Origin of the sequence: Micromonospora sp. WMMD1082 (assembly GCF_029626175.1) — a bacterium.
Classification (GTDB): Bacteria; Actinomycetota; Actinomycetes; order Mycobacteriales; family Micromonosporaceae; genus Micromonospora.
Genome location: NZ_JARUBM010000002.1, coordinates 3223967 through 3247949, shown reverse-complemented (window position 1 = coordinate 3247949; position 23983 = coordinate 3223967). Strand labels below are relative to the sequence as shown.

Here is a 23983-nt window from a genome sequence, read left to right as displayed (position 1 = left end):
CGAAATGGTCCGCGGGCCAACCCCAGCAGTACGTCGGCAGCGCACACCGGCTCCTCGCAGCCGGGAGCGTTGTCGGCGCTGGGTAAGCAATACCCCGTAGGCTGTGATGTGCCCACGCGTCAGGGCGCAGTTCCGTGTAAGGAGGGCGTTGGTGCCTCGCCACCCCGAGACGGTGATCATCCCGAACGTGCTGGTCGCCGCGGCACGTACACGGATCCCATCGCCGCGGCGGGCCGGACAGTGCATGTCCCGGGCCGAACTGGCCGACGCCGTCAACGATGCGCTCCACCAGCTCCATCCCCGCCGGAAGCTCGATGCCCTCTACGTCGACCGCCGATGGATCGGCAAGCTGGAACGCGGCGAACACCGCTGGCCCAGCCCCGAGCGCCGCGCCGCCCTACGACACGTCCTGAACGCCGCCGACGACACCGACCTCGGCCTCTACAACCCGCGACGCACTGATTCGGGTGGCATGGGGTTGGATTCCGATGATCACGGTCTAGCGCCTCGGTACGGGCTAGGGCCAAACCTGCTTCCCGCCGGAGACCTGCTGCAGCTCGGCATCTCGGCGTCTGGACGCCAGTTGCTGACCAGTGACCCTTCCTTGTGCCGAACGATCTCGGCCCCGCAAGGACAGCACTTTCCCGGTACGGCGATCGACGTGGAGTTGTACCCGGCGGTCGATGACGGCCGTGTCCTCGCCACGATCGCCCTCGCCGACATGGAACAGAGATGGCGCCGATCGGTTCAGCGGCGGCTCATTCTTGGGTATGTCGACGGACCCGAGCGTGTCGGTGTCTTCGCGCTGGACTCACGGCGGGCGTACCGGCACCTGGTTGAAGCCGGTAGGGACGCACGGCTGCTCATCCCCCGCGTGTACCAGCTCGACGCGATCACCGCCGCGGTCCTGTGGGCGGTGGCGAACCTCGACCTGTCGCTACTTCTAGACGACGCAAGGTTGGACGCCGCCCGCGCCGCCGCCTCCCCCTACCGGGACATGGCTAGATCTGCGGCCAGCCAAGACATCGCCGAAGACTTGGATTCGGTCTCACAGCTGTGGATCGGATCGGCATTCTGCGCCGACCACATCCGCCGCCACTACCACGTCCTATCCGGCGTGCCCGTCTACTGGACGCGCGAGCAACGCGGGGAGGAAGCCAGCACCTGGCTGCTGTTTCGCCACAAGTTGCGCTACCTGCGCGAGACCGCCGATCGGTTCCGCAGCATCACGAAGCCGATGACCAGGATGTTTTGCGTTCCTTCGCAGACAGTCGCCGCGTCATCCATCTCTGAACGCATCCTGCTGCTACTTGCCTTGGCCTTGATGGAATCTTTCGGCATCCGCACTGCGGTCACGGACGACCCTAAGTACGCCACGCTGCCCGGACTCGTCATGGACAACCAGCGCGCCGTCATCGCCACCTGGATTCGCGCCGACGACGTCTGGCATGTCGACGTCACCGACCACCGCAACACCATCGCCACCTACCGCGACGCCCTCGGCGACGTGCACGCCCACTCCGTGACCGCCGACGACACGCCCGCCGGACGGCTCCGCCACCTGGCCGACTACCTCGCCCTCGACTGGCACTGGCTGCAAAGCCGCTGCGCCGACCTCGGCCAGTACGGCTTCGCCGGCCTCGCCGAGCCCCGCAGCCGTCTCCTCTCCCTCGACGGCGTCGACCAGGCATGCCGCTTCATCGGCACCCTGCCGTAATAGGCTCCAGCCCGACCACGAGCCGCGACCGCCGAAAGGACCCGCCCGTGTCCCCCACTCCGACAACACCTGCGCTGAGGGTGGTGGTGTTCGGCCTGGGCGGCACGATCGCCATGACCAGCGGCGCTGGCGAAGGCGTCAGTCCCACCCTGTCGGCACACGACTTGGTTGACGCCGTACCAGGGCTGGCCTCGGCTGGAATCGACATCGAGGTGGTGGACTTCCGCCGCCGCCCTGGAGCGTCCCTCACGTTCGCCGACGTTACGGCGCTCGCCAGCGCGGCGACGCGAGAACTCGCCGAGGGCGCGACCGGAGTTGTCGTCGCCCAGGGCACCGACACGATCGAGGAAACCGCATACCTACTCGACCTGCTCCACCAGCGACCCGAACCCGTAGTCGTCACCGGCGCCATGCGTAACCCCACCATGGCCGGCGCCGACGGCCCCGCCAACATCCTCGCCGCCATTCAGACCGCTGCCTCCCCGGCCGCCCGCGACCAAGGCTGTCTCGTCGTCCTCGCTGACGAGATCCATGCCGCCCGCTGGGCCGCCAAGACCCACTCCACCAACGGCGCCACCTTCCGCTCGCCGGACACGGGCCCCATCGGCTACATCATGGAAGGCGCCGTACAGCTGCTGACCCGCGTGCCGCACCGGCTCACCATCCCCACCCCGAGCCAGAACGAAAAGGCACGCGTTGGCCTCCACACCGTCAGCCTCGACGACGACCCCACCCTCCTCGACACCATCGGCCCCCACTGCGACGGCCTCGTCGTCGCCGGATTCGGCGTCGGCCACGTACCGGAACCCCTCGTCCAGCCCCTCACCACCCTTGCCGCACGGATCCCCGTTGTCCTCGCCTCCCGCACCCCGGCCGGCCCGACGCTCACCCGCACCTACGGCTTTCCCGGCTCCGAACGCGACCTCCTCACCCGCGGGCTCATCCCCGCCGGCTGGCTGCACCCCTACAAAGCCCGCATCCTGCTCCGCGCGCTCCTCGCCGCGCAGACCAAGCCACAGGACATCGCTCCCGCGTTCGCCGTTGCGGGCAACCTCGATGGCCCTGCCTCCTGGCCCTGGCCGACACCGACCCCGATCGGCGACGAACGGAGACACCAGACCGCGCATGCGTAGCCACGACCTGACACCAGGACGGATGATCGGTGTGGTCTTCGACCACGGCGACGACTTCTTCACCGCCCTCACCGACGCCTGCCGCGCCCACGACATCAAGCAGGGCTACATCCCCATGTTCATCGCTGGCCTCTCCGCAGCCAAGATCGTCGGAACCTGCCAGCGCCTAGGCAACCCCGACGCCCCCGTGTGGACGCACGTCGACCTGACCAACGTCGAAGCACTCGGTGGCGGCACCATCGCGTGGGACGACACCAACCAGAGAATTTTCCCGCACATCCATCTCACCGCCGGGCTCAAGGAACACAGCGCCGTCGCCCATACCAGCCACCTCCTGGACGCCACTGTCCAGTTCCTCACAGAGATGCTCATCATCGAGGTCGATTCGCCACCCATGCGTCGGCTAACGAACGTGAATCTATACGACGTGCCGCAGCTACATTTCGGCTAACAATCCCGAGGTCGGCCACGTCATTGCTGCGCTACGTCCTCGGGTCTCGGCCAACGACCAGTCGTATGGCTATGCAAAGCGAGCATTTCCGAGTAACGGTGTAGGGACTTACGGTAGCTGGGACCAGCCTCAGCGACCACTTGCGCGCTGGCCTGATCACCGCCCGAGCGCGAGAAACTACTCGCGGCACTGACGAGCCGAGTCCCATCCGCAGGCGAAGTGCGCGAGCTACGTAACCTGCTTCAGCAGGACACCACCGGGAGTCACACGATCTCTTTATCTGAAGGATCTTCTTCCGGCTGCCGGTCGGATCCGACTCCTAGCCCGCGCCGACCTGTCGACACGACGGTAGGCGGGACGGTCATGGTGTCACCCGGCTGGAGCTGACCCTGTGTCTCAGGAAGCGTTGTCCGCGCCAGGTAGCACTACCCCGTAGGCTGGGAGCCCGCATGGCAGGTCGCAGTACCGTGTAAGGAGGGCGTCGGTGCCTCGCCACCCCGAAACGGCAATCATCCCGAACACGCTGGTGACCGCAGCACGTACACGGATCCCATCGCCGCGGAGGGCCGGACAGTGCATGTCCCGGGCCGAACTGGCCGACGCCGTCAACGATGCGCTCCACCAGCTCCATCCCCGCCGGAAGCTCGATGCCCTCTACGTCGACCGCCGATGGATCGGCAAGCTGGAACGCGGCGAACACCGCTGGCCCAGCCCCGAGCGCCGCGCCGCCCTACGACACGTCCTGAACGCCGCCGACGACACCGACCTCGGCCTCTACAACCCACGCCGCACGACTGAGGTCGCAACCTACGGCGATTCGGCCGCACCTGATGACAGGATCGATGGCGACGCAGCTTCGGCCTTCCTCGGCAACGGTTCGGTCACCGTAGTCACCCCGTTGAAGCAAGAGGCAATCCGCGCCCGGCCAGTCGTAGCGCTGGAGGATGTCGTTGGTGCTCAGCGTCTCGGGGAGTTCGCAACGATGCTCGGCCTCGGCACGCGATTCGAGAATGTGCCGATTGGCGGCGAAATAGATCTCAATCGGCCAAACCTAATCGTCATCTGCGGGCCCAGGCTCTCTCGACGAACTGCCGCCGTGCTTGACCAGGACCCACTACTGCGATTCGAGCTCGCGCCGGACGGTGTTTGGACGCTCCGCGACAAAGGCACTGGTCTTGTTTACCGCTCAGGCTTGGACGAGAGGCCAGAGCGCCATTGGGACGTTGCCTATTTCGGTCGCCTTCCTCGCCTCGACGGCAAAGGAACACTCATAATGTTTACCGGCGTACACCCGCAGGGTTCTCTCGGCGTTGTCCAATTCATAACTACCACCCTTCACGAGCTATGTCGGAAGGCCGGGGATCGCTGCTTCTCGATGCTCGTGGGCACTCAATTCGATCCATACACAGGAGAGCCGGTGCAAGTGGAGCGGATAACCCCGCTGTACGGGCATGAGGGAGTTTTAACGTCATGCGCGTAACGATCACAACCGAACCCGCCCTCGGCCATATCAACGAGGATTTCGCCGCAGCGACGGCGAACGCTGTCGTCTTACTCGACGGCGCAGGACTTTCCGGGGTCGATAATGGTGGCTGCATCCATGGAGTTACCTGGTATGTACGCCGTCTTGGCAGCGAGCTTCTCGCGCGACTGGCACATGACTCCGCGCTCAGCCTCGCGCAAATCTTGGCTGATGTTATCGGCCTAGTCTCCGCATCCCACGACACGACGTGCGATGTCAATCATCCGGGCACGCCGTCATCCACGGTAGTTATGGTCGATGTCCGCGGACCCCTCCTTCGGTATCTAGTGCTTGCGGACTCGGTGCTCGTCATCAACGAACTGGGCAAGCAGCGCGTCGTCAGTGATGGGCGGGAGGCGGAAACCGGACGCCTCCACCGCCGCGTCATGGATTCGATTCCCGCTGGGACCCCCGCCCACGATGACGCCCGTCGCGCTTACGTCGAGACCCTTCGTGCGCACCGAAACCGTCCAGGCGGATTCTGGGTCGCTGCCGCAGACCCTCAGGCCGCATCTGAAGCACTCACTGGAGAAGTCGACAGGGAACGAGTCGAATCACTCCTACTGCTCAGCGACGGCGCAAGCAGGCCCGTAGACAGGTTCGGTATTTTAACCTGGCACGAGATAGCAGATCTGGTGGCCAACTCCGGCGGCCCAGCCTTGCTCCGACGGGTTCGCGATGCCGAAAACAGCGACCCTCATGGTATGCGGTGGCCGCGGGGAAAAATCCACGACGACGCCACGGTCGTCTACTGCGACTTCCCCCACATGGCTGGGGACGTGCGGCAGACTTTTAATCGAAGCGGGAGCGTTGTCCGCAATGGGTAAGGCGCTGCCACGTAGGCTGGGGGCCCACGCGTCAGGGCGCAGTTCCGTGTAAGGAGGGCGTTGGTGCCTCGCCACCCCGAGACGGTGATCATCCCGAACGTGCTGGTCGCCGCGGCACGTACACGGATCCCATCGCCGCGGCGGGCCGGACAGTGCATGTCCCGGGCCGAACTGGCCGACGCCGTCAACGATGCGCTCCACCAGCTCCATCCCCGCCGGAAGCTCGATGCCCTCTACGTCGACCGCCGATGGATCGGCAAGCTGGAACGCGGCGAACACCGCTGGCCCAGCCCCGAGCGCCGCGCCGCCCTACGACACGTCCTGAACGCCGCCGACGACACCGACCTCGGCCTCTACAACCCGCGACGCACTGATTCGGGTGGCACTGTGCCAGGTCCACGGAGCGTGGCACGCGGCCCCGCCGCTGGCCTCGACTTGTCCGCGCTGCGTGCCTGCCTCGACGCGTTCGACGTTCCTCCGGATGGCCCGATCCGTACCGAAGCTGACCTGGGCGCCGCCGTGGATAGCGTGGTACGACTACGTCTGACCTCGCACTACCACCAGATAGCGGCCGTCGTTCCCGCCCTGCTCGATGAACTGCACCGCGCCCAGCTCGTATGGATCGGAGCGCGACGCATACACGCCGCGGCGCTATTGACTCAGGTGTACCGGGCGGCAGACGCGCTCGCCGACAAGTTCGGCTACCACGACATCTCGGCGCGCAATCATTCACCATGATGACCAGCACAGCCCACGCAACCGGCGCCCCTGCGATCATCGCGACGTCCCAGTATGTACGTGGAGAGCTTTTCTTCCACAATGCCCAGCCCGAGCGGGGACGAAGGCTGCTAGAGCGAGCCGCAGCGGATGTCATCAGCGCGGACACCAGTCGAATCGGGATCGCCGGAATCGACGGCGAGGGTCGACTTTCGGCAGCCGACGTGCCGGCGTTCGGCAACGCGGGCGGGTGTGCCGGACGCTCCGGGCGACGCGTCGAGGTGGAGGGTCGATCATGGACACCGTCCGGGTGCCCAGCGAGCACGCGTCTGGCCGACGGTTCACGGCTGAAGACAGTGGGCCGCCTCAGTTCCGTCCTACGTGCGGCGGGTGCGGCCGGGAGGTCTCCGGCAGGTAGCCGGCCGGTCGGCCGCGCGGGGCGCCAGGACTGTTCAGGATAGATACTCGCCCACGGCCACTGTCATCTGCCCGAGGTCGACGCAGAGCGCGCCGACGGTGTTGTCCCCGTGCTTCGCGGACGCGTGCCTCACCATGATCACCACGGCCTCGAACATGCCGGCCACCAGCCGGGAGAGATCCATTTCCCCGTCCGCTTTAAGAAGGCCGGCCAGGAGGCGGTCCGCCTGCGAAATATCCTCCGCGCCGGCCAGAGCGCCGAGCACATTATTCGCATCGGGTGTCATGGGACTGAGTCTGTCCAGTTCAGCCAGGAGTTCCGACGTTCGGGGCGAGGTCAAAGCCTCACCCGGAGTGGTCGATAACGCTGAGGCACCCCACCAGAGACACGCTGTCAGAGTCTTCACCGTGCCGATCTGCATTTGGCGGCTCGCCCGGGTCCACTCGCGGGTCGCAATCTGGGCGATACGAGAAACAGCGGGTCCATCCACCCCCGAGAGTGCCGCAGCACCAACGGCATGGAGCGTCGCATATAGGACGATCGGGTCGGTCGGCACGCGCTGGTTCCTTCCGAGAGAGCGGCGGTAACACAGTGTAGGGCCAAGTGCCAATGGGTCGGAACCAGGGAGCCCATACCTGGTGGCGCTGGAAGTCAACCGGGGTCTATGTTGGACGGCCGGCGAGTGAGGCCAGCGAGCACTGCGGCCCGCCCTCCGCGCCGCCGAGCACTGGATGCCGCCGAAGTCTGTGCCCAATGAGCGCTGTCCCACTTGCACATCGATCTTGCCCGAGCGCACGTGCAGACCGGCTCCGGGGAGCGAGCGTTCGACGCTCTCCTGACGGCGAGACGAGTCGCGCCGGAGCACACCCGTGTTCATCCGCACGTACGCCACGTCATTGCCGCGCTACGTCCTCGAGTCTCAGCCAACAGCCAGTTGCATGAGTACGCACGGTGGGTATCGGGTGCAGCGGGCTAGTTCGGCAGGGGACGATGTGGGCCAGGTGCGCCAACGACTCCAACACCACCACGCCGTGGTCGACGAGTGCGGGATCGTTGGCCCAGAGGTGTCCCCAGGGGCCGCGTTTGATCAGTGCCGCTCGTAGACCTGCGGCTTGGGCAGCTCGAACGTCGTAGTCACGATGGTCCCCAACATAGAGGATCTCGCCCGGCTCACTCGGCGCGAACTCGATGACCCGGGCGAAGAACCGTGGATCCGGTTTCGCGACGCCCCACTCCCCTGACGTGGCAACGGCGTCGACCGGAAGTTCCAGGGCGCGGAGAAGGTTGCCGCCCGGACGGTCTGGTTGCCGGCCACGCCAACCCACATCCTACGTCCACGCAGTTCAGCCAGGGGCTGGCCGAACATCCGGGTACAGGTCAGCGTCGTCGATCCTCTCGCCGTGGCCGGCCGCGTCGCGTCGCTCGCGCTCGACAGCAAGGTCGATGCCAGGTCGGAGGTACTGGAAGGCGTCGGCGTTGCTGCGGCCCTGCGTGACGACGATCCCCACGAGAGCCGACAAGGTGTGCCGTGGCACGTCCAGCCAGTCTGCCCAGGCCTGGAACTCTCGGGTGTCGTCCAGCAGCGTCTCCCCGACGTCGAAAACCACTGATCTGATCACTTGGGCTCCTTCATCGCGGTCGAGGACTCACCCTACGGACCTTGACCGCGAGGGAGGAACGAGCAGACCGGCTTCGGCGCGAGGCGGAGGGACCGCCCTGGGCCGCATTCGACAACTGCAAGATCCTCGGGCTTAGGAACATCGACGTCAACGGTGGTCAGGATGGCGGTGACTGCGTCGACATCGAGCGAGGACGGCCCTTGCCGCGGGCTCGACGTCTCGTCGAGTGGTTCGTGAGTCATGGTCGGGCGATGGTCAACTCGGCAGTGTCGAGGACCGCGAGGAGCTGATTGAGCTGCGGTTCGGGGACGGTTCCGGTGTCGAGGCCGCACGTCTCGACGAGGGTCGCGAGCTGGTGGGTCTGCTGCTGGCTCGCCGCGCTCAGGCAGGCGCGGTGGGTGAGGATGTCGCGGGCGGCGTACCCGTCGCGGGCGGCGTACGCGATCAGGCCGGCCGCGATCTGGTGGGCCTGGGGGAGGCGGGGGCCGAGGGCGTCGAGGAGGGTCAGGCCGAGCCGGGTGTGGAAGAGGGCAAGGCCGTTCTCTTGGGAACTGCGGTCAAGGTAGGCGGCGATGTCGACGGTACGGCGGTCGGGTGGAGTGTCGTCGGCCAGGAGCAGGGACAGGCATGCGGTGACGGCGTTTTCCCATGTTTCGCCGGGTTGGGTGGCATCCACTGTCGCGCGGGCGTGATGGCGACGGCCGGCGATGGCGTGGGCGATGACGGTGAGTTGTCGGCCGTCGAGCATGCGGTTGCCGATGCCGTTGTAGTGGGTGAGTCGCTGGATCGCGTGGTCCCATCGTCCGTCGACGGCCAGAGCGTGGGCGCCGGTGCCGAGCAGGACCGTCCAGAGCCAGGCGCGGGTTCTGTGATGGGCGGAGGGGTCGGCGGCGATGTGGGAGGCGGGGATGGTGAGGCCGTCGATGATCGTGTCGGTGCGGGTGTCGATGGCGTGGAACAGGGTGTGCAGCAGCGTCCAGGCGGCGGCGCCGTTGCCGGCGCGGATGTGGAGGCGGGCGAGGTTGACGACGGGTTCGAGGCCGTGTCGCGGGTCGCGGTCGGTGCGCAGGGCCGTGCGGGCGAGCCGATGGCACCACGTGCGGGCGAGATCGGGAACTCCGCAGTCGGATGCCAGCAGGGCGGCGAGGTTGAACACGGCGGTGGCTGCGGCCACGTCGCCGGTGTCGTGGGCGCGTCCGGCGCGTTGCTGAAGGCCGGTGACCCGTTGGGGCAGGGGTGTGCAGGCGGGCCGGGGCCGGGCGACCAGTGGGAATCGGCGGATGGTGGCGGGGTTCACCGGGGGATGCCGATCGAGGCGAGGACCGTGGTGGCGGGGTCGGGTCCGAAGATGAGGGTCTTGGCGGTGGTGGCGAAGGCGGCTTGCTGGCGGCCGGGGACGCCTCGCCGGTTCCAGGCGAAGATCACGTGGTGGGTGAGGATCTCGCGTAGGCCGCGGCGCAGTTGTCCGGTCTGATTGAGGCGGTCGAGTGTGGCGCCGGCGGTGGTGTAGGCGTCGATCCAGGCAGGGGCGGGAGCCAGGGGTGCGGTGGCCGGGGTGAGGCTCGCCAGGTCGACGGTCAGGAGCCGGTGCACCGGGCCTTGCAGGCCCTCGATGAGGGCCGGGTCGGGTGGGTCACGGTGGTCGGCGACGCGGGCCCAGACGTCGCCTTGTTCGTAGCGGTCGAGGGCGGCGGCGCGCATCATCGCCGTGCACAGAATGAGCGACGCCTCGCGGGAGCGGGCCGGCTGTCCGCCGTTTCCGGCGGTGAGGAGGTGGCGGCTGTCGTGGTGCCAGAGCTGATGTGCCGTGTCCATGGCGGCGGTGCCGCCGAAGGCGTGGATTTCCGGCTCGTAGATGCCGGGGATGACCGCGGCGAGGTGGCCGGCGTGGTTCAGCAGCGCCAACCGGTCGTGAAGGAAGGCGTCAGCTGCCGACGCGGCAACGGTGGGGAGGTATCGCAGTCGCCACAGGCCCTTGCGGACGAAGAACCACGCGGTGATCAGCCGCCGGGCTTCGGCCTCGGCAAGGACCGGCGCGAGACGCCCGCGGGCGACGTCGGCGGCGGTGCGGGGATCCGGGAAGGCAATGGTGAGCTGGCTCCAGGTGGATCGCATCGCGATCACCTCCAGGGTCAGGCAAGGGCGAGAAAGGCGTCCCAGCATGTTGCGGGGGTGCCGGTGGCGGTGGTGTGCAGGGCGAGTGCGGCCCCGGCGGTGCCGTTGAGCAGTTCCGGCTCGGTCGGCTGATCATTGGTGAGATGGGTGGCAAGGTCGGCGGCCAGGCCGGGCAGCTCGGCGGCGATGTCGCTGGCCCACTGTGGGTTGGTGCTGGCGGCGGCCATGCGGCAGGCGGCCTGGAGCAGGCCGGCTTTGCCGTGGCAGAGTCCGATCTCGGGCAGCCGGGCCCGTTCGATCGGGTCGCGCAGGACAGCAAGCATCGCATTCTCCGCGTGCCGCTGGCGGTTGCTGTCGCCGAGGGCGAGGCCGGCGAGTTGTTGGGCGCGGGCGGTGCCGGCGGTGCCGTAGCACCAGGAGGGTCGGTGCCGTCGTGGTGCGGTGGGTTCGGTGGTGACGTAGCCGGGCCACCAGGTTCCGGTGGGATCGTTGTCCTGGCGGTGCTGGTCGGTCCACGCGCAGAGGGCGGTGAGCGCCCCGTGCAGGCGTGGTGTGGTGTGGCCGCGCAGGAGGGCGAGGGCGAGGACGGCGAGGACGGCGCTGATGCCGTGAGCGACACCGAGGTTGCCGTGCCCGTGGGGGAAGTCCGGGTGCCGTGTGCCGCCGAGCCCGGAGGGTAGCCACCAGGGCGGCTGCAGGGCGTTGGCATCGAGCGGGTCGGTGATGCAGGCCAGGTAGGCCAGCACGTCGTGGGTGATCTGGTGGTCGGGGTGGGCCTGCAGGTGGTAGACGCCGAGTCCGGTGAGGCCGTGGACAAGGTCGAACTCCCGCATCGTCAGCGGGTCGCGGCGGTCTATGCGGGCGTGTGCAGCGGCCAGCCGATCTCGGGTGATGGCGATGGTGGCGTCGTCGAGCGTGGTGAGGGCCTGCTGGTAGCGGCCGAGTGGACGCGCGGTGTGTAGCAGGAAGGCCAGCGTGGGGGCGCCGTTAAACAGGTCGGCGTTGGGGCCGGCGCTGACCGGCTCGCTGGCCGCGGCACGGAGCCAGGCGTGCGCGGTCGCCGAGTTGCCGCGCCCGGTCAGCGCGCGTTCGACGTGCAGCAGAGCGATGCCGGCGGCACCGCCGGCCAGGGACTGCGGTCGGGTTCGTCCGTCGGGTGAGCCTTCGACGACCATGGGATCGGTGAGCGTGGCGGCGGTCGCGGCGACCACGTCCAAGACGTCAGGGCTGGCGGACAGGATTGTCACGATGGGCTCCTTGTCGTCCACGACAGTGCGGCGGCGCGGGCCAGATGCAGACAAGCCCGTTCGCTGTCCAGGTCAGGGCCGGCGATACGCACGTGGTGCAGGTGCAGCAGGTCGGGCAGCAGGTCGGCCGGTTCGGTGGTGCTGTGGTCGGGAAGGGTGTCACGCCAGGCGGCCGCGATCTGGCGTCGCTGCTGCCAGCACGCCAGCAGCCGTTTCCCGTCGGGCAGGGCGGCCACCGCGTGGTGGTCGTGGGGGTTGGCGAGGCGGACGGCCTGGTCGTAGACGGCCCGCTCGGGCGCGGGTCGGTGCGCTCGGGCGTGCATGATGAGCCAGTACATGGCCTGGTACGGGTCGCCGATGACCGCTGTCGCGAGGTCGACCATACTGGCGGCGGTCAGGGCTCGCCAGTGCGGTGCATGTCGGTGACTGGTGACGGACAGTTGGGCGAGCGCGGCGGAGGAGTCTGCGGCGAAAACGCCGACGGTGGTGTGGTAGGCGGCCGGGCCGCCGAAGCGTCCGGGTTCGGGGAAGTCGGTGTCCCATTGGATGCGGCGGGTCAGATCGGCGTCGACGAGCTGCCGGGACCATGCGGTAATCGTCTCCACGGGCAGCCCTCGCAGGCGCAACCGCAGGTGCGGCTGCGGGTCGATGAAGCGTTGGAACCACCAGCTGCCCTCGGGCGCAAGGTGACCGAGCAGGCCGGGCAGGTGGTCGGTGAGGATGCAGGTCTGCTGGTCCGGTCGGGCATACACCTTCAGGTACCGGTGGTCGGGATCGCCGGGCAGGGTGCCGTGTTCGCGCACGTCGATCACCTGGTGGGTGAGCCGCGGTGGCGGTGGCGGCGGTGTGGTGGCGACCAGGGGAATGACGATCTCGTGCGGGTGCCCGCCGATCCAGTCGCTGCCGCCCGGTGCCGCGCGCAGCACGCCGGTGCCGGTGCGGCGCAGGTGGTCGCGCAACAGCGTTCGGTGGGCGGGTTCGCCGAGGTCGAGGCCGAGAGTTTGATCGCCGAAACCGAGGGAGACCTCCGGTGGGCAGCCGGTGGCCTGGAGCCAGCGGGCCAGAGCGTCATCCCACTCCTTCCCGCCGACGATGGGCGGGGGCAGGTCAGTGACAGGCAACAGCCAGCGGGCCCGGCTCAGCAGCGTCCGGCCGTGACGCACCGCAGGGAGGAACGGTAGATCCCGGGCAGCCGGACCCCAGTCAAACGGCGCACACGCAGTCGCCAGGGCGGTGGGCGCCTCGGCGAGGAACCGCACGATCGGCAGCGCGTGCCGATTCCGCTCGACCGCGTTGACGAGCATCGGCAGGAGCGCCCGCTGACGAGAGATCGAGACCAGGTAGAGACGGTGAGCGTCGGCGGTGACGGCGATGTCATCCACACCGATCACGTCGGGCGCGGTCTCGTGGTACTCGCCGACCGGGATCACGTAGGGCAACAGCCGGCGGGCGCGGGCGACGTCCAGGCTCACGGTGTAGCGGGTCGGCGCCGACAGTTGAGCCAGCAGTACGTCACCTGCCCGGGCCTGGACGGCGGCGACGCGGGCGGCCAGCCGCTGGAACTCGGATTCGTCGAACATGTCCAGGACCCGGCCGGCGGTACCGAAGGCAGGCCCACCGGCGCGCACCACCGACAGCATGAAGTCCCCGTCGGCGACCGCCTCCACCGTGCGGGCATGCACGCGTACGGTCAGCTCGGCCGATGGCGACACGTCGACCGGTGCGCGCCCCGCCAGGGCTCCCAGTAGCCCATCGGTCAGGTTGATCTCCCGCTCGCGATGCAGCGCGGCGCGCTGGGCGAGGGCCAGCAGGGCGCGGTCGCGGTCGGTGACCGCGGCCGGCGCTGCCGGCGCGGCGCCGGTGAAGCCGGCCGGGTAGCCGATTCCGACATCGGCATCAACCGCGTCACGGACCGGCACGAGCGCGTGCAGGCCGTACCGGTCCAGGAACCGCGCATGCCACTGCGTCCACTCGACCGTCGTGGGCCGGGCGAGACGCGCCAGCGCGGTGGCGGCCCGGCATGCCTCGGCCGTCACCGTACGCGGAAGCACCAGCTCGCAGTCCACTCGCAGGTCGACCCCGACCGGCGGGGCTCCCGCGACGACGCCTGCGGCAGTCGTGTCGAGGTCACGGCGGTGAACCGCAGCGACGGCCCCATCCGGCGTGCCGTCGTGGCGGATCTTCTTCTCCCGGACCTGCCGCAACGGCGTCAGTACCTCACCCACCGCGGTGCCATCGGCGTCGAGACGCTCCAGCTGGTTGATCAGGTGGGTGAGCGGGTCGGTGGCTGTCGACGGTGGGCGCAGGCTGCTCACCAACAGCCTCTGGGACACAAGCTGGCCGATCAGCCGGTCCGCTGCGCCCGGCGGGGCACGGTGTTCGGCGGCGAGTTTATCGGTGAGATCGCCCCAGCGGATCGGTTCGGCAGCCAGGGCCAGCGCGGCCCGGACCACCATGGTCGCGCGCACCCGGACGTGCAGCGGCGCACCACGGGGAGCCTGGCTGGCGCGGTGCTCCAGCACGAACTGCGTGCCCCGCTCGACCAGCAGGTTGTTGACGCGCACCAGCAGAAGCGGCCTAACCCGCGGGTCGGCCTCGATACGGTCGAGCACCGCGGACAGCCACGCCGCCGGGATCCGCGCGGCGAGGCGATGACCGACGCCTACTCGGGCGGAGCCGGTCCGGGCGGCGACGGCCGGGGCGGTGCCCGCGAACAGTCCGTACGGCGTCGGGCGGGTCGTGGCGCGCAGCAGGTACCGCATCACCGCGAGGACCACGCGGCGGTTGTCCGCCTGCGATAGGTTTCCGTCAAGTGCGGCTGTGATGCGGGCGGCCAGCTCTGGAGAGGCGTGTGCGAGCGCCACCCCGAAGCCGGGAACCTCCAGCGCCCGGCGCAGCCACGGCCGCCAACCTGCGACAGCGTCGGGGTGGCTCAGATCCGGCCACGGACCGAGGTGGTCGGGTCGGCACACGGCCGCCCGCACCACCAACGCGTCATCGATGCCCCGAAACACCCTGCTCTCCCTGGTTTACTCGTCGAAACGAGGGTGGGGTGTCCGGCCCGGGGCGCGGCAATCACGTCCTGGGCCGGGCATCCACGTCGCTTAACGGCTGCGGTGGGTCGGCTGTCCGGCGGCCTCACCCTGCGAGCCCTGCCGCTGTGCCGGGCGGCAGGCGGTTTCTCAACAGCTGGTGCAGGCGGATTCGCAGGTGCTGCCGCAGTTGTCCTCGGTCATCTTGATGATGTGCTCGACGGTGCCCCCGGCCTCGACGAACGTGATGTCGAGGTCGAAGTCGTCCGTGATGTCGAGGTCGAAGTCGTCGGGGATCCGGTCCGCGTCGGGCCGGACGTCGATGGCCGGTCGCAGCGGTGTGGCAAGTTGGACGGTCATGGCAACCTCCGAGGGTTGGGGGTGGGGATCTTCCGACGCCTGTCTCGAGTTCGCCGAGTCGGGTGAGGCGTCGGGAGTTTCAGGACCAGCTGACGGCGAGGCTTCCGTGCCGCTTCGTCGCATGCCATCCGGTCACGTTGCTGGCATCGGCGGTACCCGGGTGGTAGCTGATGCGGGCAGCGCCGCGCCGGTAGTGGTGGCCCGCCCACTCGCGGATCAACCCCAGAAGCTCGTCGGCGACCAGCTCCGCATCCGGTCCGTGCGCGACGACACCGGTCTCGTAGCCGCTGACCATCTCGCCGTTCTCACGCTTAATCCGGTAGGCGAGGCTACCGCCACGGATGATCGCGGGGGTACCGAGCCGAACCGTGCGGTTGACGACACCCTGGTCGACGGCACGCTGCGCGGCATGCAACATCGGCACGTCGACACCGCTGCTCAACAAGAAGAGCTCCAGCTCATCCGGCATATCGAACGGGGTACCTGACCAACGTTCGATCGCCGTGCCATGCAGCGCCCTGCGCAGGGCCGACACATGGAACGTGGCCGTGCTCTGCGGATCCAGACGCAACGCGATGTCCGGGCTGATGGCAACCATCTGCTCACTCGCTGCGCCGGCGCCCTGCATCGCCACGAACGAGCCGAGCCGGTAGTTACTGGCAGTCAGCACCGGGCTGTCCAGGGTGCGGTCGAAGGCGATCAGCCGGGTGATCGCGGCGAAGCGCAGCGGAACGACGATCCGGCCGGGCGCGGTGAGCTGGTCCAGCCAGGCCGGAGGAATGTCGAACGCACCCACCGTCGCGATGATCCGGTCGAACGGGGCGAACGCTGGCGCACCGTACTCCGCGTCGGCCAAGACCACGTTGACCCGGTCATAGCCCGCGGTGCGCAGCCCTGACCGGGCACGAGCCACGATGTCGGCGTCGATGTCGACCGTCGTCACCGACCCGCCTGGGCCGACGAGTTCCGTGAGCAAGGCGGCGTTGTAGCCACCCGAGCCGACTTCCAACACGTTCATGCCAGGCTCGATAGCGGCCTGTTCGAGCTGGATCGCCTGGATGTGCGACGCGGACACCACGCTGGTCTGACGACCATCGGCGCCGATCTTCGGCGCCAGCGTCGTGTGCGTCTCGTATACCCTGGCCAGCGGCTCGCCTGGCGCGAACGCCTGACGGGGAACGGTGTTCATGGCAGCAGCCACACGGTCGGAAGTGATCAGCCCTTCGTCGCGCAGCGCGGCCACCATAGCCGCGCGCAAGACGGCAGGATCCTCGATCTTCAGACTCATAGCATTCCTTCGATGACTAGCCGGTTCGCGCTCCACGACGATGGCCCGGCCTTGGCCAGGCTGATGCCACGATCGACAGGCCAGCGGCAAACGGGCGAAGGCCCCGGGCGGGCAGAGGAGCCGCCAGGGAAAGCGATGTTCGGGAGTTCCTGCCATCGGGCGTGAACGTGTGCACAGTCAGGACCACCGCCCCGCCCTCCTGCCGCTTCGTGATTGGCGTGCCTGCGGCCGGGCAATGATCCAGCCCGGGTAGCAAACCCAACCTCGCCAGTGCGTAGCTCCGTAACCAGCTGCATAGTCAACAATTACAGACCGCGCCGATCCGGGGAACACCGACCTACGGTCCGACCTTGCGTACCGACCTTCGGTCCGACCTGGTTCTGAACTGGCCAAACGGGGCGTCGAGGCTCAGGGCTCCATGCAGGCAGTCTCTACCTCGACCCGGCGTAGAAGACATGACGATGACGACATACGTAGCAGCTCGGTGGGACGCTGTCGGCAGCGGCGTGGTCGCGGCTCGTCGTACAGCGAGCGACGCCAGGCGACAACGGCGATCGAGAGGCCGACGAGGCAGCGCGGCGCGCCGAGGGAGAATGATGGGGTGCGCGCGGAAGACGCAATCGATGTCGTGGTCGCAGCGGCTGCCGAGGCTGGCGTCTCGGCTCATGGTGCCGTAGCGGTTCGAGTCGGCGAGAACGGCGTGATCCTCCTGCCAACCGCTGGAGTGCTGGCGAGAGTGGTACCGACACGGACCAGCGGAGGCGATCCGCGGCGTGAGATCGACATCGCCGCTTGGCTGGCGGAGCAGCAGCTGCCTGTCGTTCGGCCCGTACGACAGGAGCCGATCACCATCGGACAGCACGTAGTGTCCCTGTGGGAGTACCTTACCGAAAGCCGGCCGGCCGACCTGGTCACGCTCGCCGAGTGCTTGCGGCAACTTCATTCAGTTCCCCTGCCGACGAATCTGCTGCCCCGCCTGTCACCGTTCGACAAGTTCGATGAGCGGTTAGAAGCTGGAGTCGACCTTGATAAGGCTGACAGTGTCCTCCTGCGCCAGCTTCGCGATGACCTCTCGACGCGGTGGGACGTGGCGGAGTTCGCGCTCGGTGAGGCTGTACTGCACGGCGATGCACATATGGAGAATCTTCTGGTCGCAGGCGACGGGCGACCAGCATTCGTGGATCTAGAGACGGTGTGTATCGGACCCCCGGAATGGGACCTCACCCTTACCGCCCTCTATTTCGAGTGCGGATGGTTCTCCGAGCAGGAGTATCGCGAATTCGTCGAGACGTACGGGTACGACGTTCGCCGCAGCCCATCGTGGCCAACACTGCGGCTGATTCGCATGCTCAGGATGACTCTTTGGCTGGCTCAGTCCGCGCGCGGCGATGCGCAGCGGCAGCGTCAACTGAGGCATCGCATCGACACGTTGCGAGACGGGAGCGCACCTGCCGGCTGGACCGGCTACTAGTACGGCAGCCGCCGTTTGAGATGTCGCTGGTGGGGTCTGGTAGGCGAGGTGCGGCCACCGCGTGATCGTCTGTCTGCTGTGGACATAACTTCGGATCTGGCGGTGGCCGCGTGCCACAGCGTAAACCCTGCCCGGTGGCGGCAGGTTCTGGCCGGGGTGTGTGATGCGTTCGCGGGACGGTTCGGGCGGGTCGAGCCGCGGCGCACGGCTACGGCGTTCGTGAGTGGGCTGCTGGCCGACATTGAGGTCAAGACGTGCTGGCAGTTGGCGGAGCGGGCCGGGCATGCCCGGCCGGACGCGATGCAGAGGTTGTTGTATCGGGCGGTGTGGGACGCCGACGCTGTCCGCGACGATCTGCGCGACGTGGTCGTGGCCCGGTTCGGTGACTCGGACGGCGTGCTGGTTGTCGACGAGACCGGGGACCTGAAGAAGGGCACGCATTCGGTCGGGGTGCAACGCCAGTACACCGGCACTGCCGGCAGGATCGAGAACGCGCAGGTAGGGGTGTTCTGCGGCTATGCCAGCCGGCATGGGCACACGCTGATCGACCGCCGGGTCTACCTGCCGGTGTCGTGGACCGATGACCGGGACAGATGCCAGGCCGCTGGGGTTCCCGACGAGGTTGTCTTCGCCACGAAGTCCGAGCTGGCCGCCGACATGATCACCGCTGCGGTCGACGCCGGCGTTCCCGTCGGGTGGGCGGCTGCGGACGAGGCCTACGGCAACAGCAGCGTCTTCCGCACTCACCTGCGCGAACACCGCCTGGGCTATGTCCTGGCCGTGTCCCGCAGCCACCTGGTCCCTCTCGACGGTGGCAAGACCCGGGTGCGGGCTGATCGGGTCGCCGTCGACCTACCGGCCTCGGCGTGGCAGCGCCGCAGCGCAGGCGCCGGATCCAAGGGCCCGCGTTTCTACGACTGGGCCTGGCTCAACGACGTCTGCACCGATGCCGACCCCGACGACGGCGGCCACCACAGCCTCCTGATCCGCCGCAACACCACCACCGGCGAGCTGGCCTTCTACCGCTGCTGGACCCCGCAACAAGCCACCCTTGCCCGACTCGTGCGGGTCGCGGGCATCCGCTGGACGGTCGAGGAAAGCTTCCAGGCCGCCAAGGGCCAGGTCGGCCTCGACCAGCACCAGGTCCGCCGCTGGGACTCCTGGCACCGCTTCACCACCCTCGCCCTGGCCGCCCTCGCCGTCCTGGCGATCTGCGCCGCCGACGCCGACGACGACTCCACCGACACAGGGCTGATCAAGCTGACCGTCAACGAGACCCGCCGACTGATCAACACCCTCGTACTCCGCCCGATCCGCGACCTCACCCACCGTCTGCGCTGGTCAGACTGGCGCCGCCGCCATCAAGCCCGAGCCCGCCAAGCCCACTACACCCGACGCCTCAACCTCGAACACCAGCCATAGTCCCGAACGGCGGCTGCCGTACTAGAACTGCAAACTCACTGCCGCCGCTACGCGTGCCCGCGCTGCCGCCAGCCCATCCGCAAGCTCTGGCTCCGGTTCGGCGCCTGCGAGGATGGAATCAAGGGCTCGAAGGTCGTCGCGCAGTCTGGCGGACTGAACGCCCTCGGCATCCGCTAGGCCTACCCGTATCGACTCCAACGCGCCACCCAGATTGGCGCCGCGCATCTGCAGGCCGGCAATCCGGATCATAGTGAGTGCCCGCGACCTGGCAATCTCCACCGGATGAAAGGAGTACGCCGATCGCAATCGATCGATCGTTTCTGTAATCCGGCCACGATCATCACTTTTCACGGCAATATCGAATAGGGCATGTCCGGCATCCCCGAGAATCTGACCTGCATCGGCGTAGTAGCCCCACACCGGATCTTCTGCCCCGTCCGGCCGGCTGACCGCGAACTCGTCATCACACTGGCCAACCGCTCGAACGCACGCCGGCCCATCATGATTCCGCGCGTGGGCGCGGGCCTCCACGATCCGGACCGCAGCACGTCCAAGCGGAGGGAGATCACGCCAGCTCGACCGAACGAGGTCGATTAACTGAAAAGCGTCAGAAACTCGTCCATGGTAGGCCAAATGCCTGATAAGGGTAGTTCCCACGTGGGCGCACTGCTGCACGTCCCCGGCCTCGCGGGCAAGCTGGATCGCAGTAACTAGATACCGCTGAGCGGTCCCAGGGTCATCGCCCGCGTCGAAGCACGCCCATCCGGCAAGGTCGCCAAGTCGGGCTGCCGTCGAAAGCCAGGCCCGACGAACCGACTCGACGGCCAACGCCTGACGAGCGACTTGACAGGCCCATTCGAGCTGGCCGGCCATCGCCGCACGGGCGAGTCCACCACCGTGCTGATGATCCCACTCCTCGAACAAGGCGATGCTGCGTTGCAGCGCCTCGACGTGAGGCCACTCAATCCTCTTCGGTGCCTGCAAGCCCGACACCCACGGTCCCGCCAGCTGCACCAGGTCTTTCGGCCGATTGCCGAGCCATGCGCCCGCAAACTGATCAAAATCGGGCCTCAAACCGTCGGTGCGGCGAGGGCTGTACAGGTCGAGGTCAGCGTCGGAAGCAGCCGACAGGACACGCCGCAGGGCGGCGCGGCGCTCCTCGCTGGGCCAACGGTGCTCCCCGCGCTCCAGCTTTCCTATCCACCGGTCGTTGACGTAGTGGGCGGTGAGGTTCCGCTCCGGATAGAGCTGGTCGAGCGTCTCGTTGACGGCATCGGCCAGCTCGGACCGGGACATGCACTGCCTTCGACGTCGGGGCGACGGCATGCGCTGACGCGCTTCGAGCAGCAGCGCGTTGGGCGTGATCAGCGTCTCTGGATGCCGAGGCACCGATTCTCCCCTCAGCGGGCCGGACTGGAGGTAACTCGGAGCTGTCTGAGCAGCATCCCACTCCGCAGCCGTCTGTGGTAGCGGACACACGTGGGATGATGGGTCCTCACCGATCTAAGCCTCTGCACGACAGCGACCGCACCGTCCGCCAGGCGGCGCCCTGATCATGGCAGGTGCCTTCCGAAGTGCTTCATGCACGTGCAGTCGAAGGGGTAGTCGCACCGGACATCACGTCGAAGCTCTGCTCCGCTGGGCCGACCGTCGGGGCAGGTGACGGTCGGGTCGGACCACAAGTCGGCGCTCGAAGTCGAACCACAAGTCGGTATTCCCAAGGTGCAACGACTCGCGGACAGTTACGGCATCCACTGCCGTCGCCCTGCGAAGCGATTCATAAAGCTTGACGACGGGTTCCACGGTCGCCGTATCGGGTCGCGGGCAGGCCCGCCCGAGGCCGCGTCGCCGGTCGTCGCGCGAGAGCTCACGCTCAGTCCATCGCAACGCGTTTGGCTTCACGGAGCCGCTCACTGTGCTCGGCCCCGCATCGGCCCGGCGCCCGAGTCACGGCCAGACGCGGACGATCTCAGACGGTTGGCTAGCAAGGACACGACCACGTCGATGCAAGCAGGTACCGCATCTGCCGGCGAGGACCGGCAGGATGGGTCCGGTGAGACCCATCGACTTTCGCACCCCGGCCCAGCCGACCTTGTTCGGCCCAGACGACCCGATCATGGCCCCCGATCAGGCTGAGCCCGTACTGATGGCCCTGCATGCCGAGTATTACGACCTCATCTGGGCAAGGCTGAAGACACACGAGTTCCGGCGGCGTTTCCTGGACGGGCGGGCTGTTCAGTGGTTCGTGTATCTGAACGCTCCAGAGTCACGTCTGGCGGCCGTCATTGATCTCGCCCCGGCCGTGGTTGACTCCCCTGATCGCATCGCGGCCATCGCAGAAGGCGCTCGCCCCGGCAATGGCGCGTCGGTCCTGGAGTACGTCCGAGATCTCGATCGCGCCTACGCCATTCCGATCCTGCGTGTGCGCGAGTACCCGGGAATCGTGCTCGACCGGATTCGTAGGGAGGTGGGCGGCTTTCACCCGCCGCAGGGGTACGTGCGGCTTCGCCAGCATCGGGAGCTGCTGCGCTTGGGCGAGTCGTTGATGGCGGATCCACCGACGCGGGAGATCATCGTTCATCATCGGTAGTCTGGGGTCTCCTCGCTCGGTTCGGAGGTGGTCGCTATCGCTCGTCGTTCGGCAGCCACGTCGACGCCGTCGCCGCTGCGACGGGCGCGGCTCGCGCGGATGTGGACGCTGGAGCGGCTCGTCGAGGAGATGGATCAGCGTGCTCCCGGGGGTCACTGCGGGGTTACCGCGACGATGGTCAGTGGCTGGGAGTTGGGGCGGCATACCACCAGCATCGGGCACCGAAAGACACTGTGTGAGATTTACGGGGCGTCTGTCGATGATCTGTTCGCTCACCAGGATCGGCATCTGGGGGCGGTAGACGGCGACGCTCCGCAGTTGCTTGCCCGGTACGTCGAGTTGCACGAAGCGATGATGGCAGTCGTCGCCGAGGCGCAAGAATGTCTGATCGTGACCGGCTCGCGAACGCGGTCCGTCGCCTATTTGCAAGCGATCGAGGAGGCGCTCGTCGCCCGTCCGTCCCTGATCCATTACCGCGTGCTGTACGGGCCGCCGCGCTATCCCCTGCTGCAAGAGCATCTGTTGCGGTTGTTGGACCTGCGGGATCCCCACGACCGCACGTTCGGTGTGAAGACGCTGCATCTGGCCGTCGAGGTCGACCCTCGCGTGCCGGAGCGGTTCTTTCTCGCGAGCGAGCGGGCCGCGGTGGTGCCGATCCCTTCGTTGACGTCGCATTCCGCGTTCGACAGCGGTGTGCTGTTGGGCGGCGCCGCGGCGCCGCGCCTGCTCGATCACGGCCGGCAGGCGTACGCTGCGGGCCAGCGGATCGAATCGGTGGCTGAGGTCGAGGCGTTGGGCGTGGTGCGTGAGGGGTGACAGCAGGTGACAGACCCTGTCTGGGAAGCGGCGCGCGACGACCACGCCTCGGTTATGGACTTGGCCGGCGAGTTGGTGAGGATTCCCAGCCGCGGTGGGCTCGACAGCTACGAACCGGTGGTGAATCACCTCGCGGATTGGTTGGGGGCACACGGCCTGGCGGCCCGCCGTCTGCGCGGGCCGTCCGGCGAGGTGGTGGCCGTGGCGTGTGAGGTGCACGGCGCGCGGCCCGGACCCCGGTACGTGCTGGATGCGTGTTTGGACACCGCGCCGTTCGGCGCCGAGACCGCGTGGACCCGCTCACCGGTGTCCGGCGCGGTCGTCGACGGCTGGTTGCATGGACGCGGCAGCGCGGACTCGAAGGCCGCCGTGGCGATCTTCGCGCACATCGGTGCCCGCCTGCGGCGAGACGCAGAGCGGATGCATGGCGCTGTCACGCTGCTGTTCGACGTAGACGAGCACACCGGCGGTTTCGGGGGTGCGAAGGCGTACTTCACCGACCCGGCCACCGGGCCGGTCGCCGGGGTAATGATCGGCTACCCGGGGCCGGAGCACGTGGTGATCGGTGGGCGTGGTGTGCTGCGGGCCCGGCTGCACGTGCATGGTGTCGCTGGCCACTCCGGCGGTAGCCGGCCCACGCCGAACGCAATCGTGAAGGCCGCCGCGATGGTGCAGGCCCTCGCGGAGGCAGATCTGCCGGGGAGCCCGTCGGCACAGTTCCCGCCCCCGCCGAGGGTGACGGTAACCGCGGTCAGCGGTGGCGAGGGGTATTCGGTCGTGCCGGACCTGTGCACGCTCAACATCGATATACGGCTCACCCCGAGCTTCGACCACGCCGGTGCCGAGAAACTGTTACGCGGCACGGTCGACGACATCGACGCCCGGTGGCCGGAGACCGCGCCGACGAGCCTGGAGCTCGTCACCCGGTGGCCGCCATACCGTCTGCCGGATACCTCTCCACTGCTCACCGCGCTGCTGCGCGCCGCCAGCCGGTACGGTTCCGCACCGCAGCCGCGGGTGGCCGGGCCGTCGAACATCGGCAACTACCTGGCCGGCCTGGGTATCCCAGCGACCGCCGGATACGGGGTGGACTACGTCGGCCTGCACGGCACCGACGAACGCATCCGCATCCAGTCGATCACGCCCGTGCAGGCGGTCTACCACCGCGCGCTCATGGAGCTTCTCCCCATCGCTTGACCTGCGGCGACAGCGAAATCGTCACCACCTCATCGACAGTC

At 68.0% G+C, this 23983-nt stretch carries 21 protein-coding genes; 11 read left to right on the top strand and 10 right to left on the bottom strand.

Annotation, left to right across the window (positions count from 1 at the left end; translation table 11 throughout):
- The first annotated feature begins 151 nt into the window (after positions 1–151).
- The 6 genes from O7615_RS14950 (at position 152) to O7615_RS14925 (ending at position 6388) form a co-directional block, all read left to right on the top strand.
- Positions 152–1717 carry an XRE family transcriptional regulator gene (locus tag O7615_RS14950; protein ID WP_278178188.1) on the top strand — a complete coding sequence of 522 codons (1566 nt, stop codon included), beginning with the start codon at positions 152–154 and terminating at the stop codon, positions 1715–1717.
- Between the two features lie 47 nt (positions 1718–1764).
- On the top strand, positions 1765–2850 hold the full coding sequence (locus O7615_RS14945) for an asparaginase (protein WP_278178186.1): 1086 nt from the start codon (positions 1765–1767) through the stop codon (positions 2848–2850).
- On the top strand, positions 2843–3301 hold the full coding sequence (locus tag O7615_RS14940; protein ID WP_278178184.1) for a DUF296 domain-containing protein: 459 nt from the start codon (positions 2843–2845) through the stop codon (positions 3299–3301). The genes O7615_RS14945 and O7615_RS14940 overlap by 8 nt, the downstream gene beginning before the upstream one ends.
- A gap of 577 nt (positions 3302–3878) precedes the next feature.
- Positions 3879–4781, top strand: coding sequence for a hypothetical protein (locus O7615_RS14935; RefSeq protein ID WP_278178180.1), 903 nt, complete (start codon positions 3879–3881; stop codon positions 4779–4781).
- Positions 4772–5650 (top strand): hypothetical protein, encoded by an 879-nt coding sequence (locus O7615_RS14930; protein WP_278178179.1) that lies wholly within the window; start codon positions 4772–4774, stop codon positions 5648–5650. The genes O7615_RS14935 and O7615_RS14930 overlap by 10 nt, the downstream gene beginning before the upstream one ends.
- A gap of 84 nt (positions 5651–5734) precedes the next feature.
- Positions 5735–6388: a hypothetical protein gene (locus O7615_RS14925; RefSeq protein WP_278178178.1), complete on the top strand. Its 654-nt coding sequence runs from the start codon at positions 5735–5737 to the stop codon at positions 6386–6388.
- Between the two features lie 431 nt (positions 6389–6819).
- On the opposite strand, the gene O7615_RS14920 is transcribed toward O7615_RS14925, so the two are convergent.
- The 9 genes from O7615_RS14920 to fxlM form a co-directional block, all read right to left on the bottom strand.
- The gene (locus O7615_RS14920) at positions 6820–7071 is read right to left on the bottom strand and encodes a hypothetical protein (protein WP_278178176.1); all 252 of its coding nucleotides are present in this window, start codon (positions 7069–7071) and stop codon (positions 6820–6822) included.
- Between the two features lie 607 nt (positions 7072–7678).
- On the bottom strand, positions 7679–8110 hold the full coding sequence (locus tag O7615_RS14915; protein WP_278178175.1) for an HAD hydrolase-like protein: 432 nt from the start codon (positions 8108–8110) through the stop codon (positions 7679–7681).
- Positions 8111–8128: 18 nt separating this feature from the next.
- Positions 8129–8404: a hypothetical protein gene (locus O7615_RS14910; protein ID WP_278178174.1), complete on the bottom strand. Its 276-nt coding sequence runs from the start codon at positions 8402–8404 to the stop codon at positions 8129–8131.
- Between the two features lie 238 nt (positions 8405–8642).
- A complete protein-coding gene (locus tag O7615_RS14905) occupies positions 8643–9701 on the bottom strand; it encodes a hypothetical protein (protein WP_278178173.1) in 1059 nt (352 codons plus the stop codon).
- Positions 9698–10519 (bottom strand): thiopeptide-type bacteriocin biosynthesis protein, encoded by an 822-nt coding sequence (locus tag O7615_RS14900; RefSeq protein WP_278178172.1) that lies wholly within the window; start codon positions 10517–10519, stop codon positions 9698–9700. The genes O7615_RS14905 and O7615_RS14900 overlap by 4 nt, the downstream gene beginning before the upstream one ends.
- Before the next feature lie 17 nt (positions 10520–10536).
- A complete protein-coding gene (locus O7615_RS14895) occupies positions 10537–11766 on the bottom strand; it encodes a lanthionine synthetase C family protein (RefSeq protein ID WP_278178171.1) in 1230 nt (409 codons plus the stop codon).
- The gene (locus O7615_RS14890; protein ID WP_278178170.1) at positions 11763–14780 is read right to left on the bottom strand and encodes a lantibiotic dehydratase; all 3018 of its coding nucleotides are present in this window, start codon (positions 14778–14780) and stop codon (positions 11763–11765) included. Before O7615_RS14890 ends, O7615_RS14895 begins: the two co-directional genes overlap by 4 nt.
- Positions 14781–14948: 168 nt before the next feature.
- Entirely contained in the window at positions 14949–15158 is a 210-nt protein-coding gene (locus O7615_RS14885) for an FxLD family lanthipeptide (protein ID WP_278178169.1), read from the bottom strand.
- A gap of 79 nt (positions 15159–15237) precedes the next feature.
- Entirely contained in the window at positions 15238–16446 is a 1209-nt protein-coding gene (fxlM, locus tag O7615_RS14880) for a methyltransferase, FxLD system (RefSeq protein ID WP_278178168.1), read from the bottom strand.
- Between the two features lie 601 nt (positions 16447–17047).
- Here fxlM and O7615_RS14875 point away from each other — a divergent pair.
- Both O7615_RS14875 and O7615_RS14870 read left to right on the top strand, forming a co-directional pair.
- Complete coding sequence (locus O7615_RS14875; RefSeq protein ID WP_278178166.1) at positions 17048–17917, top strand: aminoglycoside phosphotransferase family protein; 870 nt, start codon at positions 17048–17050, stop codon at positions 17915–17917.
- A gap of 147 nt (positions 17918–18064) precedes the next feature.
- The gene (locus O7615_RS14870) at positions 18065–19339 is read left to right on the top strand and encodes an IS701 family transposase (protein ID WP_278182106.1); all 1275 of its coding nucleotides are present in this window, start codon (positions 18065–18067) and stop codon (positions 19337–19339) included.
- 21 nt (positions 19340–19360) lie between these two features.
- On the opposite strand, the gene O7615_RS14865 is transcribed toward O7615_RS14870, so the two are convergent.
- Positions 19361–20728: a hypothetical protein gene (locus O7615_RS14865; protein ID WP_278178164.1), complete on the bottom strand. Its 1368-nt coding sequence runs from the start codon at positions 20726–20728 to the stop codon at positions 19361–19363.
- 664 nt (positions 20729–21392) lie between these two features.
- On the opposite strand from O7615_RS14865, the gene O7615_RS14860 reads away from it, so the two are divergent.
- The 3 genes from O7615_RS14860 to O7615_RS14850 are packed head-to-tail and all read left to right on the top strand — an operon-like array spanning position 21393 to position 23942.
- Positions 21393–21929 carry a hypothetical protein gene (locus O7615_RS14860; protein ID WP_278178163.1) on the top strand — a complete coding sequence of 179 codons (537 nt, stop codon included), beginning with the start codon at positions 21393–21395 and terminating at the stop codon, positions 21927–21929.
- Between the two features lie 27 nt (positions 21930–21956).
- A complete protein-coding gene (locus O7615_RS14855; RefSeq protein ID WP_278178162.1) occupies positions 21957–22745 on the top strand; it encodes a helix-turn-helix transcriptional regulator in 789 nt (262 codons plus the stop codon).
- 6 nt (positions 22746–22751) lie between these two features.
- Positions 22752–23942 carry a M20/M25/M40 family metallo-hydrolase gene (locus O7615_RS14850; RefSeq protein ID WP_278178161.1) on the top strand — a complete coding sequence of 397 codons (1191 nt, stop codon included), beginning with the start codon at positions 22752–22754 and terminating at the stop codon, positions 23940–23942.
- The last annotated feature ends 41 nt before the right edge of the window (positions 23943–23983 follow it).

What these genes read in the sequence shown, in the direction of transcription:
- O7615_RS14940 (WP_278178184.1), top strand. Translation starts at nt 2,843, where the DNA reads ATGCGTAGCCACGACCTGACACCAGGACGGATGATCGGTGTGGTCTTC.
- O7615_RS14900 (WP_278178172.1), bottom strand. Translation starts at nt 10,519, where the DNA reads ATGCGATCCACCTGGAGCCAGCTCACCATTGCCTTCCCGGATCCCCGC.
- O7615_RS14930 (WP_278178179.1), top strand. Translation starts at nt 4,772, where the DNA reads ATGCGCGTAACGATCACAACCGAACCCGCCCTCGGCCATATCAACGAG.
- O7615_RS14935 (WP_278178180.1), top strand. Translation starts at nt 3,879, where the DNA reads ATGTCCCGGGCCGAACTGGCCGACGCCGTCAACGATGCGCTCCACCAG.
- O7615_RS14920 (WP_278178176.1), bottom strand. Translation starts at nt 7,071, where the DNA reads ATGACACCCGATGCGAATAATGTGCTCGGCGCTCTGGCCGGCGCGGAG.
- fxlM (WP_278178168.1), bottom strand. Translation starts at nt 16,446, where the DNA reads ATGAGTCTGAAGATCGAGGATCCTGCCGTCTTGCGCGCGGCTATGGTG.
- O7615_RS14885 (WP_278178169.1), bottom strand. Translation starts at nt 15,158, where the DNA reads ATGACCGTCCAACTTGCCACACCGCTGCGACCGGCCATCGACGTCCGG.